The following is a 17,972-nucleotide window of genomic DNA, read 5'->3' as shown; positions in this document are numbered from 1 at the left end:
GGTGATCGTGGAGACGCAAGGGACTCGCCTGGCCGCCGCCCGCGCCGCCTTGAGAGCGGTCGAAACCCGTATGGGTGCCGACCGCGAGGCGACGGAAGGGCCCCTCCTCGCGCTTGACGACGCTCTCGTTCCGCTCTTACCTCGCGGCCTACGCAAGGGGCAGGTCATCGCGGTTGAGGGTTCCACGTCGCTTGTGCTTGCCCTTGTGGCGCGAGCTTCCCTGGATGGTGCGTGGACGGCGATGGTGGGGATGCCGAATGTGGGCGTGCTCGCGGCGGCGCGGCGCGGCATCGACCTGGCTCGAGTGGCGCTTATCCCGTATCCGGGAGTTCAAGCGCCCGCCACGCTGGGTGTATGCATCGACGACGTGGACGTGGTGATGGTGGGCCAGGGGCTCGCCATTTCTGATGCCGATCGCAGGCGGTTGGCCGCGCGCGCCAGGGAAAGCGGCTGCGTGGTGGTGGCTGCGGGTCGATGGCCTGGGGCTCACATCCAACTGACAGTAGACGGGGTCAGATGGTGTGGCCTTGGCGCGGGCGAGGGCCGGCTGCGCGAGCGGGACATGACCGTGGCGGTCACCGGCCGGTCGACGGGGACCGCCAGGCGGGTCGTTGTCTGCCTTGACGTGGACACCCAGTCGGTGAGGGTCGGAGCCGCCGTCAGGCTCGCAACCTTGGAAGACAGGGCGCTTGGAACGGGTGCCGCATGAGAGTCCCTTTGCGCGATGCGACGGTCGCCACCGTGCGCCGCGTCGTCCTGTGGGTGCCCGACTGGCCAGTGGTTGCTGCCATGGCGCAAGCGGGCATGGGGGCCGATGCCCCCGCCGCAGTACTGCACGGAAAGGGGATGCTCGCCGTCTCTGCGGCGGCCCGAGCGGCGGGGGTGCGTCGCGGGATGCGTAAACGCCTGGCGCAGCGGGCCTGTCCGGAGCTCACGATCCTTTCTCATGACGAGGGTCGCGATGCCCGTGAGTTCGAGGCCGTCGCCGCGGCGGCGGAGAACGTGGTGTCTGGGGTGGAGATATCGCGTCCAGGGCTACTCATGATTCCCTCGGAGGGGGCTGCGCGCTTTCACGGCTCCGAGGAGGCGCTTGCGGAGGCGCTCGTGACGCGAGTGGTGGAGGAGGCCGGTTACGAGTCGTCCGTGGGCATCGCGGACGGTCTGTTGGCCGCCGTGATGGCCGCGAGAGCGAACTCCCTGATTAGGCGGGGTCAGTCCCACGACTTTTTGGCACCCTTGCCGGTCGACACCTTGGTACACGCCACGATGGAGCGCACCCAGCGCGCCGAGGTCGAGCAGCTCGTCAGCGTTCTAGTGCGGCTCGGCCTGACCAGGCTTGGGGACTTCACGGCGCTTCCCTCGGCCGATGTCATGGCGCGCTTTGGACAGGTGGGCGCATGGGCGCAGCGCATGGCGAGGGGCGAGGACGTGGCGCCTCCCGTATTGCGTAGGGCCGAGGGAGACATCGCCGTCGAGTATGTGTTCGAGGAACCCGCCGAGAGGGTCGAACAGCTCGCGCTCGTGGCAGTCCACGTTGCGGGGCAACTCGATGCTGCCTTGTTGGCCGCCGCATCGAGATGCGCACGCGTGCGGATCGGGGCGAGGACCGTCACGGGAGGCGAGTTGGTGCGGGTGTGGCGCACCGACGTGGGAAGCCGCTCGGGGGCCTTCACCAAGCACATGGCGGACAGGGTGCGTTGGCAGCTCGAGGGATGGCTTTCGGGTACTGGCACAGGCACGGCGTCGCCGCAGCCCGCGCCGCTCACGGCGCTGACTCTCACGGCCGAGGACGTGGTGCCGCTCGGGGCCGAGCAGTCGTTCCTGTGGGGAGGAACCTCGGGCGCCGATGCCAGGGCGCATCGGGCCATGGAAAGGCTGCAGGGGCTGTTGGGGCCCGAGGGCGTGCTGGCCGTGAGCGAGCAGGGTGGCCGCACACCTCGCGACAGGGTTCACGCTCTCGCCTGGGGACAGGAGGGAGAGCCTGCGAGGCGAGTCAGCCATCCGTGGCCAGGCCGCGTTCCCGACCCCGCCCCCGCGACGGTCCTCGCGTCTCCGCTCGAGATTCACGTTCTCGATGCGGGCGGGAGTCCTGTGCGGGTGGACAGGAGGCTCGCAGTGAGCGCCCCTCCCACGTGGGTGCGGCTGCAGGCGAACCCAGGGGACAGGGTGGCTCGAGCCGCGCATCGTCACCCGTCGTCCGGTCACGTGGGAGGCAGCGACGGGCCGGTGTGGGGGACGCCTCTTCCCGTTGAGGCGTGGGCGGGCCCATGGCCCATTGTCGAGCGCTGGTGGTCGTCAGAGGCCTCACGGCGAGCATTCCTGCAGGTCGCGTTGCGCGACGACGCCGGGAACAGTGGCCCCGCGCTGCTGATCGCCCTTCACCAGGGGCGTTGGATGCTTGAGGCCGTCTATGACTGAGCGGCAGCGATGAGTGGGCCGAGCGATGAGTGGGCCGAGCGATGAGCGGGCCGAGCGATGAGCGGGCCGAGCGATGACTGAATGTGTCGAGTACGCGGAGCTGCACGCACACTCCGCCTTCAGCTTCCTCGACGGCGCGAGCCAGCCCGAAGAAATGGCCGCCGAGGCGGGGCGCTTGGGTCTGTCTGCCATGGCGCTCACGGATCACGATGGCCTGTACGGCGTGGTGCGCTTTGCCAACGCCGCGCGGTCGGTGGGTCTACCGACGGTGTTCGGCGCTGAACTGCACCTGCCGGCCCCCGAGGGCAAGGCCGGCGCCCCCGTGCTGGATGCGCCCACGGGGATCCCAGACCCGCGCGGCACTCACCTGGTGGTCCTCGCACGGGGGGCGGGCGGTTATGCGAGACTCTCGCGCACCATCGGCATGGCGCACCTTGCCGCGGGCGAGAAGGGGTTGGCCCACTACACGCTCGAGGGCATTGCCGAGGCCGGATCGGGCGAGTTTCTGGTGCTGACGGGGTGCCGCAAGGGATCCGTGAGGAGGGCCCTGGCCGGTATCGGGGTGCCTGGGGTGGCCACGGCGAGCCATGCGCGAGGAGTGACACGTGAGGGCGTGGTCGCGGCGAGGTCGGAACTAAACAGGCTTGTGGCGCTCTTCGGGCGCGAAGGCGTCGCCGTCGAAATTACCGACACGGGGCAGCCCTACGATTCCGAAATCGCCGACGCCTTGGCGGACCTCGCCTTCGACGCGGGCCTACCGCTCGTCGCGACAACGAACGCCCACTATGCGACACCTCGAGACGCCGACCTCGCGTCCGCGCTCGCTGCGGTGCGCGCACGCTCGTCCCTGGACGACATGGACGGCTGGCTGCCGGGCAGCCCAGGGGCGCACCTGCGCAGCACGGGGGAGATGCTGTGGAGACATCGGCGCCACCCGCAGGCGGTCACCACGGCGTCGAGGCTGGGTGCGGAGTGCGCCTTTGACCTGCACCTCGTGGCGCCACACCTGCCGCCGTATCCCGTTCCCGAGGGCCACACAGAGGCGTCGTGGCTGCGGGAACTCACTTATCAGGGTGCGCGCGAGCGGTACGGCCCGCCGGATAGGGAGCGGGTTCCCGGCGCCTGGAGGCAGATCGAGCACGAGCTGACGGTGATCGAGGCGCTGGACTTCCCCGGCTACTTCCTCATCGTTCACGACATCGTGAGCTTTTGCAGGCGCTCCGACATTCTGTGTCAGGGACGGGGGAGCGCCGCTAACTCCGCCGTCTGCTACGCGTTGGGGGTGACAGCCGTCGACGCGGTGACGCACGGGCTCCTGTTTGAGCGCTTCCTTGCTCCCGAACGCGACGGCCCGCCCGACATCGACGTTGACATCGAGTCGGACCGGCGCGAGGAGGTCATCCAGTACGTATTCAGGCGCTTTGGACGCATTAACGCCGCGATGGTCGCCAATGTGATTCAGTACCGGCCGCGATCTGCGGTCAGGGACGCCGCGAGGGCTCTCGGCTACGACGTCGGCCAGCAGGACGCCTGGTCGAAGAGCATCGACAGGTGGTCGACGCTGCGCACCGACCAGGCCGCTCAGCAGGCATGGGCCGCGACGCAGCGCGATGCGATGTGGCCGGAGCCTACGCCCGTGGCCGAGCTCGATCACATACCCACGCCGGTGCTTGACCTGGCGGAGCGGTTCTTGCGCCTGCCTCGCCACTTGGGGATTCACCCGGGCGGAATGGTGCTGTGCGACCGCCCCGTCATCGACGTCTGCCCCGTCGAATGGGCGCGCATGCCCGGTCGCACGGTGCTGCAGTGGGACAAGGACGATTGCGCCGACGCGGGGCTCGTCAAGTTCGATCTGCTCGGGCTCGGCATGCTCTCCGCGTTGCGATACGCCTTCCAGTCGGTGTGGGAGACCGAGGGCCAGGAGATCGGGCTACATTCCCTTCCCCAAGAGGATGAGGCCGTCTATGACCTGTTGTGCGCCGCCGATACCGTCGGCGTCTTCCAGGTCGAGTCGCGTGCCCAGATGGCCACGCTGCCGCGCCTCAGACCCCGCCGGTTCTATGACATCGTCATCGAGGTGGCGCTGATCAGGCCTGGCCCCATCCAGGGCGGGTCGGTACACCCGTATATCAATCGCGCGCGCGGCCGCGAAGAGGTGACGTACCTGCATCCGCTGCTCGAGAAGTCGCTCGGCAAGACACTCGGAGTGCCGCTGTTCCAGGAGCAGCTGATGCAGATGGCGATGGACTGCGCGGGCTTCGACGGATCGCTTGCCGATCAACTGCGGCGCGCGATGGGTTCCAAGCGCAGCCCAGAACGCATGGAGGCACTGCGGGCGCGTTTCATGGTGGGGGCGAACGAGAAGGGCGTCACCGCCGATGTCGCGCACCAGATCTTCGACAAGCTCAAGGCGTTTTCCGACTTCGGCTTTCCCGAGTCCCACTCGTTCTCGTTTGCCTACCTGGTGTACGCGTCGTGCTGGCTCAAGGTACACAAACCCGCCGCCTTCTATGCGGGTTTGCTTGCCGCGCAGCCGATGGGCTTCTACAGCCCGCAGTCCCTCGCGGCCGATGCCAGGCGCCACGGCCAAGTGGTGTTGCGGCCGTGCGTGTCGCGCTCCGACGCACTTGCCCGCGTCGAAAGGCTCGATGCGCCTTTCGATGCCCCGGCGGAGGTCCGCGCCGACCTGAATGCGCTCGTGCACATCGAGCCCCAACTGGCCGTTCGCATGGGCCTTGCCGCGGTCAAGGGCCTTGGCGCCGATGCCGCTCAGGCGATCGTCGACGCGCGAGCGGAGGCGCCCTTCGTCTCGCTTCCGGATATGGCGAGGCGCGTGAGGGTGAGGCAAGGGGGCTTCCAAGGGGCGGTGCAAAGGGCACAGGCACAAGCGGTTGAGGCAACCCTCGAGAGGGTGGGGGTTGGCGGTAGCGAGGCCGGGAATGGCGGCGCTGGGACTAGCGACGCGGCGACGGCCGTTGCGCCGTTCGCCTCGGTGGCAGACGTGGGAACCAGGCCGCTCACCAAGACCCAATGGGAGGCTCTTGCCACGTCGGGAGCGCTTGAGACACTCGGGGTGAGCAGACGCGAAGGGCTCTGGGCCGCAGCACTGATCGCGCTTGAGGGGCCTGACACACTCCCGGGAGTGGTCCCCGGCGTGGAGGCGCCCGTGCTGCCCGTGATGTCCATGGTCGAAGAGGCGATAGCCGACGTCTGGGCGCACGGAGTGTCAGTTGATAGGTATCCGACTGTCTTTGTTCGCGAGGGGCTCGACCGTAACGGGGTGCTCACCGTCGCGGGGGTTCTTGAACACGAGGCGGAGCGGCGCGTGAGTGTGGCAGGAGTCGTGACCCACAGGCAACGGCCGGGCACCGCCAAGGGGGTGACATTCATCTCGCTCGAGGATGAGACGGGATTTCTCAACGTTATCTGCTCGCAAGGTGTGTGGAGGCGCTACCAAGCGGTTGCGCGGCGGGCTCAAGCGCTGGTGATCAGGGGGCGCATCGAGCGTGCCGACGGCGCCACGAACCTCGTCGCGGAGCACCTCGCACCGCTGAGCCTCAAGGTCGCGTCAACGAGCCGCGACTTTCAGTAGCGCGCAGGCTTCAGAGAACGAGAAGGGGCGCCCTCATGGAAGGAGGCGCCCCAAACTCGGTCCGACACACTGGGCCGCGTTACTTAACCTGGCGACTAGACCAGGCTGATCGCGACCGTGACGCCTGCCACGACGATCGCCTCCATCGCCATGAGCTTCACGAGGATGTTGAGTCCCGGGCCCGCGGTGTCCTTGAAGGGGTCGCCGACGGTATCGCCGATGACGGCCGCCTTGTGTGACTCGGAACCCTTGCCTCCGTGGTGGCCCTCCTCGATGTACTTCTTCGCGTTGTCCCACGCGCCACCGGCATTCGCCATGAACATCGATAGCGAGAATCCGGCTGCGGCCGCTCCCGCCAAGAGGCCGAGCACTCCTGGCACGCCGAAGATGAATCCCATGACGACGGGGGCCGCGATCGCGAGGATCGACGGGAGCATCATTTCCCTCTGCGCGGCCTTGGTCGAGATGGCGACGCAGCGTGCGTAGTCGGGGTCCTGCGTGCCCGCCATGATGCCTGGCATCTCGCGGAACTGGCGGCGCACCTCGTCGACCATCTGGCCTGCTGCGCGGCCCACGGCCTTCATCGTGATTCCGGAGAACACGAACGCGAGCATCGCGCCCGTGAACATGCCGATGATGACCTTGGGGTTGATCAGCACCACCTCGTAGTGCGTCATCATTTGCATGAGGTTGAGGCTCTGGAGCTGGTCAGTGGCGGTCGACGCCAGGTGGAAGTGATCGGGGAACGTGTAGCCAAGGCCACGATCGAGGATGTGCTGGATGCCGATCTTGACCTCTTCGAGGTACGAGGCCATCAGGGCGATGCCGGTAAGCGCCGCGGAACCGATGGCGAAACCCTTGCCCGTTGCTGCGGTCGTATTGCCGAGCGAGTCGAGGGCGTCGGTGCGCCGACGCACCTCGGGGTCGAGACCGCTCATCTCGGCGTTGCCGCCAGCGTTGTCCGCGATGGGCCCGTAGGCATCGGTGGCCAACGTGATGCCCAGCGTGGACAACATGCCCACTGCCGCCATACCGATTCCGTAAAGGCCGAGGCTCAGGGTGTCGGTCCCAAAGGAAAATCCAGAACCGAAGAAGTAGGCAAGCCCGATACCGGTCACGACGGCCATGACGGGAATCGCCACCGACATCATGCCCTCGCCGAGGCCGCCGATGATGACGGTGGCTGGGCCCGTCTTCGTGGCCGCGGCGATGCGTTGAGTCGGCGCGTAGCCCTGCGACGTGAAGTACTCGGCCGCCTGACCGATGGCGATACCGGTGAGGAGCCCGGCGAGGAGTGCGAGCCACAGCCCCCACATGTTCTCCAGGCCCATGGCCCGCATGACGAAAATGGATGCGACCGCGATCATGACGGCGGCTCCGTTGACGCCGCGTCCGAGAGCGCCGAGTAGCTGCTTCTGTGTGGCCTTCTCGCCGGTGCGTACAAAGAACACGCCGACCACGGAAAGCAACGTGCCGAGCGCGCCGATCACCATGGGTGCGATGACGGCCTTGAGCTGGATGGTGGCACCCGAGCTGGCATAGGCCGCCGCACCCAGGGCGGCTGACGCCAGGATGACGCCCACGTACGACTCGTAGAGGTCCGCGCCCATTCCGGCAACGTCGCCGACGTTGTCGCCGACGTTGTCCGCAATCGTCGCGGGGTTGCGCGGGTCGTCCTCGGGGATGCCAGCCTCAATCTTGCCGACAAGGTCCGCGCCGACGTCGGCCGCCTTGGTGAAGATGCCGCCGCCCACGCGAGCGAAGAGCGATTGGACTGCGGCGCCCATACCGAAGGTCAGCATCGTGGTGGTGATGACAACCACCTGGTGAGCGTCGTTCGTGCCGTAGAAGTGAGTGAGCACGAAGAACCAGATCGAGATGTCGAGCAGGCCAAGACCCACGACCGTGAGGCCCATGACAGCGCCCGAGCGGAAGGCGACGCGCAAGCCAGCGTTAAGCGATCGACGTGCCGCGTTGGCTGTACGGGCCGAGGCGTACGTGGCCGTGCGCATGCCGATGAAGCCTGCGAGGCCGGAGAACATGCCGCCGGTGAGGAATGCGAAGGGAACCCACGGGTTCTGCATGTGGAAGACGTAAGCCACCACGCAGAAGATAAGAGTCAAGGACACCAGGACGGTGCCGACGACCTTGTATTGCTGCTTGAGGTAGGCGATCGCGCCGGCACGCACGTGCGCGGCGATGCGAGCCATCGTTTCGGTGCCTTCCGACTCCTTCATCATTTCGCGGAAGAAGCCATAAGCGGCCCCGAGCGCCACGACGGAAGCGACTGGGACCAGCCAGAACCAGGCGGGCATTTGAAGACCTTTCGGTGGAACGTGTGGAGAGTGTGGACTACTGGCCGAACGTCGATTGTGCCGAGCGCCACCACGCGAGGTGTTCGCGTTCGAGCGTGTCTCGAGTGGGCAGAGGGAACGCCGTGATGCCGGTGGAGTCTCCGATGAACACGCCGTTGCGGATGGTGCGGAAGAGCACCTCTTGAGTCATTTGCCGCAGCACCGTCTTGTTGGCCTTATCGGGCGCCTTGGCGAGTTCACGCAGGCAGTCACGCAAGTGGCCGATGTTCGGGTACGGAAGATTATCAATGTCGTGATGGTCGGGGTCGTTCTTCAGGTTGCCGAGGGTGAGTTCGGTGAACGCGATGCGTGGCACGTGCACATTGCGGTCTGTGTCGGTAATGAAGCCAGCAAACTCCGCTGGGTTCAGGTGCGAAACGATGCGCGGAGTGACAGGGCAAATCTCCTGGTAAAGGTGGGTTCGTTCCTCGCCGTCCGCGACGAACTCTTGCGGCTGGATCGTGAGCACGCGACCGTCGTCGGTGGCCAGGTGGAGCGCGGTGAGCGCGTCACGCGGAATCCGCTCCAACACACGGTAGATCGACAAATACAGCGAACTCTTGGGCCGTCCGTCGGAGTGCGCGACGCACCTGGCTTCGACGTCGGCCAAAGGGAATCCTGCGTCGGCGATCTTGTCTCGGTCGACGGAAAAGAAGATGGCTTGGCCCCTGGATCGCTTGGCGGATCCGATCGCGTAATAGAGACCGAAGTCATCCGGCGCGAGCATTGACGCCACGAGGGCCTCAGGGATCAATGAGAGATAGAGGTACGTGGACATGTGTGCTCCCGTCGACGGTGACGCCTAATGTGACGGTAAGGCAAGTGGGGCCGTGCGCGCGGGGCCTTTGGTCCGTGGGCGCTCTCGCGCCAAGGGCGGCGGGAGGCCAGGTGGGTCCGATCCGAGGCCGTAGGGAGAGCCTTGGGACGTGCATCAACGTTCGGAAAGTGCCGATCCATCGTGCTAGCATTGCGCTCGCGCTCGGGAGCCCACCACGGCTTCCGAGACCACTCGTCCGGGTGGCGGAATTGGCAGACGCGCTAGCTTGAGGTGCTAGTGCCCGAAAGGGCGTGGGGGTTCAAGTCCCCCCTCGGACACCGAAGTTGATCAATGCATTCCCTGTGGCGCGGCAGGCGCAAACGCAATAACGTGACCGGGGAGGCAGTGTGGCAACCGAGAGCCGTCTAGAGGTCCGCGAGTGGATCCACGGCCGAGTCATTCTTCGCCTGGAGTCGCTAGCGGCACGGTTTGACGACTCGACACGCAGCCGCACCATCCTGGCGCTGATTTACTTGGCTATAGCGACCGCCATTGTGATTCCCGTGATCTTTGGCGGCGGCCAAGCGATGTCACGAATCGACGAGCCGACTCATGCGGACTTCGCCTATCAAATCGCCCACGGCCACATCCCCGCAAAGGGCGATGTCATCGCACCCGAGATCCGCTCCATTTGGGCCTGCATGGGCGAAGAGCGGTATTCCCTGCCTCTGTGTGGCGCCGAACCATGGCCCTGGCTCTTCCCGTACAACGCAGACCAGTACAACTTCTCACACCCTCCGCTGTACTACGTCACGGTGGGATTTCCCGCTCGGGCAGTCTCGGCGGTGACGCCTCTCAATTTTGTTGAGGCCGGAAGGCTCACTGGAATATTGTGGCTCACCGCGGGCATGTTCATGCTCTACGTCGCCTTGCGCCGATGGAAGGTCGACCCGGCGATCGCGATGGTGGCACCCCTGCTTCTCGTGTCGTTTCCCAGGGTTCTCCACGCCTCGACCACCATCAACCCAGACGCCACCGCAGCACTCGGCGGTGCCCTTGCGTTGTGGCTCGCGGCGAAGATTTTTCTTGAGGATGACCACGACTGGGTGCTTCCCGTGGTGCTCACCGGCCTTGTCGGGACGCTGAAGTTCATCAACACGATCCCGTTCGTGGCCTTGGCTGTCTTGGCAATCGCAAGGGCGCTTCGTGATCACGGGTTCAAGGGTCTGAGGAGGGCCCATTGGATACTTCCCTTCGCCGTGGCGGCGTCGATCCTCATCCCTTACGTCGCGTGGGTGCTGTTCCAGGCGCCGAGAGGGGACATGTCCTGGGTCAACCCCCTCATCGGGATTAACACGCGCACAGTGCTTGGGTTGCCCGGCTCCGAGTGGATCGAGACGCTATTTATTGGTTTCAATCTCGCGTCTGACTACTACATACAACCGCCGCTGAATGTGGCGGCGTTGGTGGCGTGGACTCGATTGCTCAACGTCCTGGTCATCGGGGCGATGATGGCCACCGTGGTCGCCTTTGCGAAGGATCCGGCGCGCAGATCACTCGGTTGGCTGCTCGGTACAGGAGCCGTGCTGTACCCATTGGCCGTGCAGATTCAGGCGTACACGAACTCGACGGTGCCGCAGTACTTCCCCGACCCCACGGGGCGCTATGGACTCGCCTTGATCCCCGGCGCCATTGCATGCTTGGTGATGGCGGCCATCCAGGCGGGCTACCGAAGGTTGATCTACCTGGTGACGGTGTCCGGCCTCGTCGTCATCGTGATCGTGATCGCGGCGGGTATCCAGAGGTCCTGACGGGAGCCAAAGGCGCTGGTACTGGCGCGCATCTAGGCCGGTAGCTCGGGCTCCCTATCTGGACTCGGACTCCTGCCGATGGCGGCCGATGGCGCGTCGGGGATGGCGCGTGCGGATGCCGCCAGCGCGGTCAGGGCCGTGACATGGAGCACCGTGCCTGCGAGCATCGGGCCAGGGAGGACTTCTGCCTGAGTCAACGAAATCATCGCTCCGCTGACACCGAGTGCCGGGAGGGCTCGTCGATCCCGGGTGCGCAAGAAGTGCGCGGAGGCGGCGAGCACGATGGCCGCGGTCGTTGCGAAGAGCGGTAGCCGGTAATAGGGGTACGTCTGCGCGTCGGTGATCACCCGCGACCAAGCCACGACGGCAACAGCCACAGTGGCGGCATCTGTGACACCTCGGCCGAAGAACCACGCGGCGATGCTCGCTGCGACAATCACCGTAGCCTGCACCAATCGGGTCTGCCAGGTGATTGTGGTTGGATCGCCCAACAGGGCCTCAATTGGTGTGCGAATGGTGTTGGGCCACGTCATGTCGAACATCCGAAACTGGCCGCTGAAAACGAAGGGAGCCCACACGGCGGCGGTCGCTACGAACGAGATGCCGCCCGCTCGGACCCGCGAGCGCCACGACGGAAGCGCCAGCAGGAGTACCGGCACGGCGAGCACGGCCCAGGTTTCCAGACCGCACGCGGTGCCGAGCAGCAACGCCGTGATCACAGGACGGTCTTGGCGCGCGAAACCTGCGGCAATCAACCACAGCGCAGGGACCCAAAGGTACGTTGGATGCTGATACACGATCAGGTCCGAGAGCTGCCAGGGGATGAGAAGCACGACCAACGCGCCGCTTGCGACCGCGTAGAGCCATCTTGGGGGGGTGTGGCGGGACGCCCAGAGCGGCACGGCGTAAAAGGTCGGCGCCAGCATGGCAATCGCGGATACCGCATAGCCGACGCTCGACGTCGCGTGGAACACGTGCAGAGTAAGCGCAAATAGGCCGGCCCACATCAGTGCGAGCGGGCCGGTCTGCACGGTAGCGGCGTCGTACGCGTGGCCCAGATCGCCCGAGAGGATCGCATGCCCCGCTCGGACAAACAGGGCGAAGTCTCCATACCTCGCTGAAGGGTCTGGCCACGCGCCGCCGTCGGGCTGAAGCCCTGCGTCTTGCACAGATGCGGTCGCAAAGTGTTGCGCCACCGCAAAGCACAGGCTCACGGCCATCGCGACTAGGACCGCCCATCGCCATGAGGGTCGCGCCCCGACCGGCGCGGACATCCATTGACGGATCGCGGCTGCGCGCGCGCCAGCATGGTTGATGAACACGAGAGCCATCCTCATGGATCGGAACGCCCCTTGCCCCGAGTGACTTCGGAGTGTCGGTTGTTGCTGTGCTCGCTGCCTCACCCTCCGTCCGTTCGAGGGGGGTCGCTTGGCCAGTGTGAGGCGTGTCTACGGAGGTAGCCTTGGGGGATGTCAAACGTGACCGTGACCTCGATCGCCCAGGACCTCATTCGCATCGATACCTCGAACTATGGTGACCAGGATGGACCCGGAGAACGGCTTGCCGCAGAGTACGTGGCCGCGTTCCTGTCGGACCTCGGACTGGACCCGGTCATTCGTGAGTCCCAGCCGGGGCGCGCGAGCCTCACGGCGCTGTGGGAAGGCACGGACCGCACGCGTCCGCCGTTGGTAGTCCACGGCCATTTGGATGTTGTGCCGGCCTTTGCGGAGGACTGGTCCGTCGACCCCTTCGCCGCCGAAGTCAAGGAGGGAATGATCTGGGGAAGGGGCGCCGTCGATATGAAGGGAGTCGACGCAATCTACCTCGAGGCCACGCGTCGCCTCATCGCATTGGGCCGCAAGCCCGCGAGGGACATCGTTCTCGCGTTCTTCGCCGACGAGGAGCATGGCGGAGGTCGCGGAGCGAAGTGGATGGTCAAGGAGCATCCGGAAGACTTCAGGGGTGCCACGGAGGCAATTAGTGAGGTCGGGGGCTTCTCGATCCAGATTGGTGACAAGCGCACCTACCTTATCCAGACGGCCGAGAAGGGCATTCAATGGCTCCGGCTCGTCAGCAACGGGGTGCAAGGACACGGATCGCTGGTGCACCGCGACAACGCGGTGGCGCATCTCGCGGGGGCGATGGCGCGCATCGGGGCTCACGACTGGCCGCTCGACGTGTCGCCCACCGTTGACACGCTGCTGCGGGGCGCCGCCGAGCTCTTGGGGCTCGAATACGAGGTGACGGAGGAACGGGTGGCGGAGATCATCGCCGGTTGCGGTCCGGTGAGCGGAATGATCGGGGCGTCCGTAAGGAATACCTCAAATCCGACGATGTTCGAAGCCGGGTACAAGGTCAATGTCATCCCGGACTCGGCGGTCGGCTTTGTCGACACGCGCTTCCTTCCGGGGCAACAGGAGCAGGTATTACGGACGATCGAGGAGCTGGCGGGCACCCACGTGAAGGTGGAGTCCTACATCACGGAGCGGGCCATGGATTTGCCCTTTGCGGTGCCTCTCGTCGACAAGATGATCGCGGCGCTGCACACGGCCGACCCGGAAGCGGCGGTGCTGCCGTACATGATGATGGGCGGCACCGACAACAAGCACCTGGCGTCGATTGGTATCGCGGGTTACGGCTTCGCACCGCTCAAATTGCCTGCCGGGCTCGACTTCTCGGCGCTTTTCCACGGAATTGACGAGCGTGTGCCTATCGAGAGCCTCGAGGTAGGGACCGACGTGATGGAGCAGTTCCTGCTCGATTGCTAGTCGCGCGCGTCGTAGAGCCAGCAGGCTTGTCAGGCGGCGTCAGTGCGCTCGACGCGCATGGCACGTCTGCGTAGCCAAACCCTGCGTGCACCGCCGACGTAGACCAGGCTCCTTGCCAACTCCCAACGGCCATATTCGGCCTGTTCGGCAAGGATTTGCGTGGTCTCCGCGCGGGTGATCGATCGAGGAACGTCGACCACTCGCCACTGAGTGTGCGAACGCGCTTCGGCGCGTTCCATGCGTGGATTGATCACGTGGCCAGCCGCGATGCGCACCGAGTCAGTCATTTTGCTCCCGTCTCACCCTGTTGTCGGAGTAACGTCTTGCCTATGAGCACCCAAGCGCGTGAGGCACTTCGACACCTGACGGCCGCACTCGAGGCGCACCTCGAAGCGGTTGAATCCCGTCGTAGTGCTGAGGATGCCACAGTCGACGACGCTTTTGATGCCGTCGCCGAGGCGTTTGAGAGGTACGAGGACGAACTCGACAGTGGATTCGGTGAGTCCTTGCCGATTGTCCTCGACGACGATCCCGCCGAGGCCTTTGACGATGACGACGGCGACGACGACAGCGACAGCGACGACAGCGACGACAGCGACGACAGCGACGACAGCGACGACAGCGACGACGACAGCGACAGCGACGACGACGATGTCGCCGACGAGGACCTCGACGGACATGCGACGGAGAACGAAGACGAGATGGACGACGACATCGAGTCCTTCGACTTGCGATAGCGCATGGCCACTACCTCCCTTTATTCGTTTGCCATCTAGCGGTGCTCTGGGTATCCAATCTGCGGTTGTGTGACATCGTCGAGTGCGGAGCGAATCTGATCCGGGAGGACGAGGTCCTCGGCAGCGAGGCTCGGCGCCAATTGTTCCGCTGAACGCGCGCCGACAATCGCAGATGCAACGCCCGGTGCATCTCTTACCCACGCGAGGGCAACCTCGTGTGGGGAGCGCCCCAAGCCCTCCGATGCCGTCGACAGCGCGGCCACGATCGCCGCGGCGCGCGGGTTGAGATACGGCTCGACAAAGCCAGCCAAGTGATCCGACGCGGCCCGCGAGTCGGCGGGAATCGCGTGAGCGTACTTGCCGGTCAGTACGCCCCTGCCAAGCGGCGACCACGCGAGTATTCCCATGCCAAGAGCCTTCGCCGCTGGCACAACCTCGCGTTCGATTCCACGTTCTAGTAGGGAATACTCGACTTGAGTGACCGCGGGGCCGACGCCCGCTCGGGCGAGTGTGGCCGCTCGTGCCATCGCCCAGCCGGGAAAGTTCGACACACCCACGTGGCGGGCTCTTCCCGTGGTGAGGGCGACCTCGAGGGCGTGCATCGTCTCCTCGAGCGGAGTGAGGGGGTCGAAAGCATGAACCAGCCATACGTCGACGTGGTCGGTCCCCAGGCGGGCGAGCGAGGCGTCGAGTGTGTCGAGCAGGGCTCCACGCGACGCATCGATCACGCCGCCCTCGGGCGTCCTGCGCACTCCGGCTTTGGTGCACAGCTGAACCTCGGACCGGGAGAAGGAGCCGCCCAAGAGGGAGCCGATGACGCGCTCCGAGCCGCCATCCGCGTAGGTAGCGGCGGTGTCGATCAAGGTTCCGCCCGCGTCGACAAAGGCGCCAAGCAGGCGCGAGGCCTCATCAACGGACGTGTCCCTCGACCACGTCATGGTGCCAAGCGCCAGCCGTGAGACCTCCGCTCCGCGTGCGCCTAGGCGTCGTACCTGCATGCGAGCGAACCTACCCGGGCGCGAGCCGTCCAGAAGTGCGGCGCGCGGGCGTTATGGTGGTCCACATGAACTGGTGGGAAGCCGTTGTCATGGGCCTGGTGCAAGGCCTCACAGAATTTCTGCCGGTGTCGTCTTCGGCGCACATTAGGGTCGTGGGCACCCTGCTGCCGTACGGCAGCGACCCGGGCGCCGCGTTCAGCGCGATCATCCAACTTGGCACCGAGGCGGCCGTGTTGCTGTACTTCCGCAAGGACATCGCGCGGATCATTGGTGCGTGGGTTGCCGCGCTCTTGGGCAAGCACGGCAAGGACAGGGCTTCCCGCTTCGGTTCCGGAGACCCTGACGCGAAGCTGGGGTGGTGGGTCATCCTCGGCTCGATCCCGATCGTCGCTATTGGGCTGCCCTTCAAGAGCGCTATTGAGTCGAGCTTGCGAAACCTGCTGATCGTTGCCGCGGCGCTAGCCATCTTTGGTGTGCTTCTCGGTTGGGTAGACCGCGTGAGGCCTGCCACCAGAGAACTTCGCACGCTTCGGGCGAAGGATGCCGTGCTGCTTGGGTTCGCACAGGCGGGTGCTCTCATTCCCGGCGTGTCGCGCTCGGGTGGAACCATCACGATGGGCCGATGGCTCGGACTTACTCGCGAGGCCGCAGCACGCTACTCGTTCCTGTTGGCGATTCCCGCGGTCCTGGGGTCGGCATCATTGGAAGCCGTCACCAAGGTGAGCGATCTGACCGCACCGGGCGGCACGGGCATTCCGGCCACCGTGATTGCGACCATCATGTCCTTTGTGGTCGGCTACGCGGTGATCGTTTGGTTCATGAAGATCATCACCACGCGATCATTCATGCCGTTCGTGATCTACCGACTCGTCTTTGCCGCGGTCATCATTGTGCTCGTCGCCACGGGCACGATCGCGGCCAGCTAGGCCAACGGCTAAGCCTTTCCGGTGCCGCCCTCACGCCGGCGCAGGAACTGCTCGAACTCGGCGGCAATCGCGTCTCCCGATGCCTCGGGCAGGCTCGCCTCGTCCATGACGGATTCGAGTTGCGCGACGTGGGCGGCGATCTCCTCGTCTTCCTCAGCGAGTTCGTCCGCGCCCCGTTGCCACGCCTCGGCGTCGTCCACGAGGTCGCCAAGGTCAATCCCTGCGCCGATGAAGCGCTCGAGTTGGTTCAGCAGGGCAAGCGTCGCCTTGGGATTCGGCGGATGCGCCACGTAGTGGGGGACACCCACCCACATCGAGAGAACGGTGATGCCCCTGAGTTCCGCCTCGTGCCCGAGCACACCGACGATTCCGGTAGGGCCCTCGTAGTCGGCGGATTCGAGACCGTAGAGCCTGCGCGCGTGGGCGTCCTCCGATGAAACGAATGTGGGCAGCGGTCGTGTGTGAGGAACGTCGACCAAGAGCGCCCCGCACGTGATGAGGGTGGTGACTTCGAGGTCCTCGGCATAGTCAAGAATCTCGCCACAAAACTGACGCCAGCGCATCGAGGGTTCGATTCCCCTGACAAGGGAGATGCGCCTGTCAGGAGTCGACGCCGCCGCACACGTTGACACGACAGTTCCCGGCCACGACACGATGCGTTCGCCGCCCGGCAACCGGGTGAGCGTCGGTCTGCTCACCTGAAAGTCGTGGTAGTCCTCCGGATCGACGGTTCCGTACTCCTGGGCGTTCCAGACCTCTGCAAGGTGATCGAGAGCATGCGATGCGCCATTGCCCGCGTCGTTCCATCCTTCGAACGCGGCAATCATGATCGACTCGAGGGGCGCGCCGCGAGGGGTCGACGGTGGTGAGCTCATGTCTCCAGCCTAGACTGCACGCCGTGACACTTTCTCAGTTGCCCGCAGGCGTCCTGTGGGACATGGACGGCACCCTGATCGACTCGGAACCGTACTGGATCGACGCCGAAATGAACTTGGCCGCACGCTTTGGTGTGCCATGGACCCACGAGGATGGGCTCACGCTCGTGGGGAACCCCCTGGACGTATCGGCCCAAGTGCTGATCGACAGGGGAGTCCATCTCACCGCGGCGGAAGTCATCGACGTGTTGGTGACCGAGGTTGCCGCGAGGGCCCAGGCTTGGATGCCTTGGGTTCCTGATGCGAGGGCACTTCTCGACGAGGTGGTGGACGCGGGCATACCCTGTGCGCTCGTGACCATGTCGATCGGTTCGTTGGTCGACCGGTTCGTGGAGCAAGCGGGCGACGTCTTTTCGGCGGTAGTAACCGGCGATCAGGTAGCGAAAGGCAAGCCCAACCCGGAGGCCTATCTCCTCGCGGCCAAGAGGCTCGGGGTGGATCCCACGCAGTGCGTGGCGATCGAGGACTCGCCGGTCGGCATTCGCGCAGCACACGCCTCGGGAGCCGCAACCATCGCGGTATCCCGGCACACAAAGACTCCAGACATTCAAGGCGTCACCGTCCTCACGAGCCTGGAAGGCGTGGCATTAGGAGATTTGGCACGCATTCTGTGCCAACACGCGGCGATGGTTTCGAGGTAGTCCCGTTCGCTCACGCCCCGCGAGCCCCTGACAGA

At 65.5% G+C, this 17,972-nt stretch carries 14 protein-coding genes and 1 tRNA gene; 9 read left to right on the top strand and 6 right to left on the bottom strand.

Translation table 11 applies throughout. The features are described from left to right. Nucleotides 1-7 precede the first annotated feature (7 nt). The 3 genes from imuA' (at nt 8) to BKA03_RS08460 (ending at nt 6,010) form a co-directional block, all read left to right on the top strand. On the top strand, nt 8-709 hold the full coding sequence (gene imuA' / locus BKA03_RS08470; RefSeq protein WP_179397963.1) for a DnaE2-dependent mutagenesis accessory factor ImuA': 702 nt from the start codon (nt 8-10) through the stop codon (nt 707-709). Next, nucleotides 706-2,418 carry a DNA polymerase Y family protein gene (locus BKA03_RS08465; protein WP_218856009.1) on the top strand — a complete coding sequence of 571 codons (1,713 nt, stop codon included), beginning with the start codon at nt 706-708 and terminating at the stop codon, nt 2,416-2,418. Before imuA' ends, BKA03_RS08465 begins: the two co-directional genes overlap by 4 nt. Nucleotides 2,419-2,491: 73 nt before the next feature. After that, on the top strand, nt 2,492-6,010 hold the full coding sequence (locus tag BKA03_RS08460; RefSeq protein WP_179397962.1) for an error-prone DNA polymerase: 3,519 nt from the start codon (nt 2,492-2,494) through the stop codon (nt 6,008-6,010). 95 nt (nt 6,011-6,105) lie between these two features. On the opposite strand, the gene BKA03_RS08455 is transcribed toward BKA03_RS08460, so the two are convergent. Both BKA03_RS08455 and BKA03_RS08450 read right to left on the bottom strand, forming a co-directional pair. Then, a complete protein-coding gene (locus tag BKA03_RS08455) occupies nt 6,106-8,325 on the bottom strand; it encodes a sodium-translocating pyrophosphatase (RefSeq protein WP_179397961.1) in 2,220 nt (739 codons plus the stop codon). Between the two features lie 37 nt (nt 8,326-8,362). Then, on the bottom strand, nt 8,363-9,142 hold the full coding sequence (locus BKA03_RS08450) for a hypothetical protein (RefSeq protein ID WP_179397960.1): 780 nt from the start codon (nt 9,140-9,142) through the stop codon (nt 8,363-8,365). A 233-nt stretch (nt 9,143-9,375) separates the two neighbouring features. Here BKA03_RS08450 and BKA03_RS08445 point away from each other — a divergent pair. Beyond that, nucleotides 9,376-9,459, top strand: a tRNA-Leu gene (locus tag BKA03_RS08445). A 69-nt stretch (nt 9,460-9,528) separates the two neighbouring features. Beyond that, nucleotides 9,529-10,932 carry a glycosyltransferase family protein gene (locus BKA03_RS08440; RefSeq protein ID WP_179397959.1) on the top strand — a complete coding sequence of 468 codons (1,404 nt, stop codon included), beginning with the start codon at nt 9,529-9,531 and terminating at the stop codon, nt 10,930-10,932. 32 nt (nt 10,933-10,964) lie between these two features. On the opposite strand, the gene BKA03_RS08435 is transcribed toward BKA03_RS08440, so the two are convergent. Continuing rightward, nucleotides 10,965-12,269, bottom strand: a complete 1,305-nt coding sequence (locus tag BKA03_RS08435; protein ID WP_179397958.1) for a hypothetical protein — start codon at nt 12,267-12,269, stop codon at nt 10,965-10,967. Between the two features lie 132 nt (nt 12,270-12,401). Between BKA03_RS08435 and BKA03_RS08430 the strand changes: the two genes are divergently transcribed. Then, nucleotides 12,402-13,700 (top strand): M20/M25/M40 family metallo-hydrolase, encoded by a 1,299-nt coding sequence (locus BKA03_RS08430; RefSeq protein WP_179397957.1) that lies wholly within the window; start codon nt 12,402-12,404, stop codon nt 13,698-13,700. Nucleotides 13,701-13,729: 29 nt separating this feature from the next. Here BKA03_RS08430 and BKA03_RS08425 read toward each other — a convergent pair whose 3' ends face one another. Continuing rightward, complete coding sequence (locus tag BKA03_RS08425) at nt 13,730-13,987, bottom strand: DUF5703 family protein (protein ID WP_257020123.1); 258 nt, start codon at nt 13,985-13,987, stop codon at nt 13,730-13,732. A gap of 42 nt (nt 13,988-14,029) precedes the next feature. Between BKA03_RS08425 and BKA03_RS08420 the strand changes: the two genes are divergently transcribed. Further along, complete coding sequence (locus tag BKA03_RS08420) at nt 14,030-14,437, top strand: hypothetical protein (RefSeq protein ID WP_179397956.1); 408 nt, start codon at nt 14,030-14,032, stop codon at nt 14,435-14,437. Nucleotides 14,438-14,472: 35 nt separating this feature from the next. Here BKA03_RS08420 and BKA03_RS08415 read toward each other — a convergent pair whose 3' ends face one another. Beyond that, entirely contained in the window at nt 14,473-15,435 is a 963-nt protein-coding gene (locus tag BKA03_RS08415; RefSeq protein ID WP_179397955.1) for an aldo/keto reductase, read from the bottom strand. Nucleotides 15,436-15,500: 65 nt separating this feature from the next. Between BKA03_RS08415 and BKA03_RS08410 the strand changes: the two genes are divergently transcribed. Beyond that, nucleotides 15,501-16,361, top strand: a complete 861-nt coding sequence (locus BKA03_RS08410; protein WP_179397954.1) for an undecaprenyl-diphosphate phosphatase — start codon at nt 15,501-15,503, stop codon at nt 16,359-16,361. An 8-nt stretch (nt 16,362-16,369) separates the two neighbouring features. Here the strand turns inward: BKA03_RS08410 and BKA03_RS08405 are convergent, their stop codons facing one another. Next, nucleotides 16,370-17,236, bottom strand: a complete 867-nt coding sequence (locus tag BKA03_RS08405; protein WP_179397953.1) for a PAC2 family protein — start codon at nt 17,234-17,236, stop codon at nt 16,370-16,372. Nucleotides 17,237-17,259: 23 nt separating this feature from the next. Here BKA03_RS08405 and BKA03_RS08400 point away from each other — a divergent pair, with 23 nt between their 5' ends. Beyond that, the gene (locus tag BKA03_RS08400; protein ID WP_308477968.1) at nt 17,260-17,937 is read left to right on the top strand and encodes an HAD family hydrolase; all 678 of its coding nucleotides are present in this window, start codon (nt 17,260-17,262) and stop codon (nt 17,935-17,937) included. Nucleotides 17,938-17,972 lie beyond the last annotated feature (35 nt).

The organism is Demequina lutea, assembly GCF_013409005.1.
Taxonomy (GTDB): domain Bacteria; phylum Actinomycetota; class Actinomycetes; order Actinomycetales; family Demequinaceae; genus Demequina; species Demequina lutea.
The sequence above is the reverse complement of the archived record's forward strand: the minus strand, read 5'-3'. Positions and strand labels throughout refer to the sequence as shown.

What these genes read in the sequence shown, in the direction of transcription:
- BKA03_RS08425 (WP_257020123.1), bottom strand. Translation starts at nt 13,987, where the DNA reads ATGACTGACTCGGTGCGCATCGCGGCTGGCCACGTGATCAATCCACGC.
- BKA03_RS08430 (WP_179397957.1), top strand. Translation starts at nt 12,402, where the DNA reads ATGTCAAACGTGACCGTGACCTCGATCGCCCAGGACCTCATTCGCATC.
- BKA03_RS08410 (WP_179397954.1), top strand. Translation starts at nt 15,501, where the DNA reads ATGAACTGGTGGGAAGCCGTTGTCATGGGCCTGGTGCAAGGCCTCACA.
- BKA03_RS08420 (WP_179397956.1), top strand. Translation starts at nt 14,030, where the DNA reads ATGAGCACCCAAGCGCGTGAGGCACTTCGACACCTGACGGCCGCACTC.
- BKA03_RS08450 (WP_179397960.1), bottom strand. Translation starts at nt 9,142, where the DNA reads ATGTCCACGTACCTCTATCTCTCATTGATCCCTGAGGCCCTCGTGGCG.
- BKA03_RS08455 (WP_179397961.1), bottom strand. Translation starts at nt 8,325, where the DNA reads ATGCCCGCCTGGTTCTGGCTGGTCCCAGTCGCTTCCGTCGTGGCGCTC.
- BKA03_RS08405 (WP_179397953.1), bottom strand. Translation starts at nt 17,236, where the DNA reads ATGAGCTCACCACCGTCGACCCCTCGCGGCGCGCCCCTCGAGTCGATC.
- BKA03_RS08465 (WP_218856009.1), top strand. Translation starts at nt 706, where the DNA reads ATGAGAGTCCCTTTGCGCGATGCGACGGTCGCCACCGTGCGCCGCGTC.
- BKA03_RS08435 (WP_179397958.1), bottom strand. Translation starts at nt 12,269, where the DNA reads ATGAGGATGGCTCTCGTGTTCATCAACCATGCTGGCGCGCGCGCAGCC.
- BKA03_RS08460 (WP_179397962.1), top strand. Translation starts at nt 2,492, where the DNA reads ATGACTGAATGTGTCGAGTACGCGGAGCTGCACGCACACTCCGCCTTC.
- BKA03_RS08415 (WP_179397955.1), bottom strand. Translation starts at nt 15,435, where the DNA reads ATGCAGGTACGACGCCTAGGCGCACGCGGAGCGGAGGTCTCACGGCTG.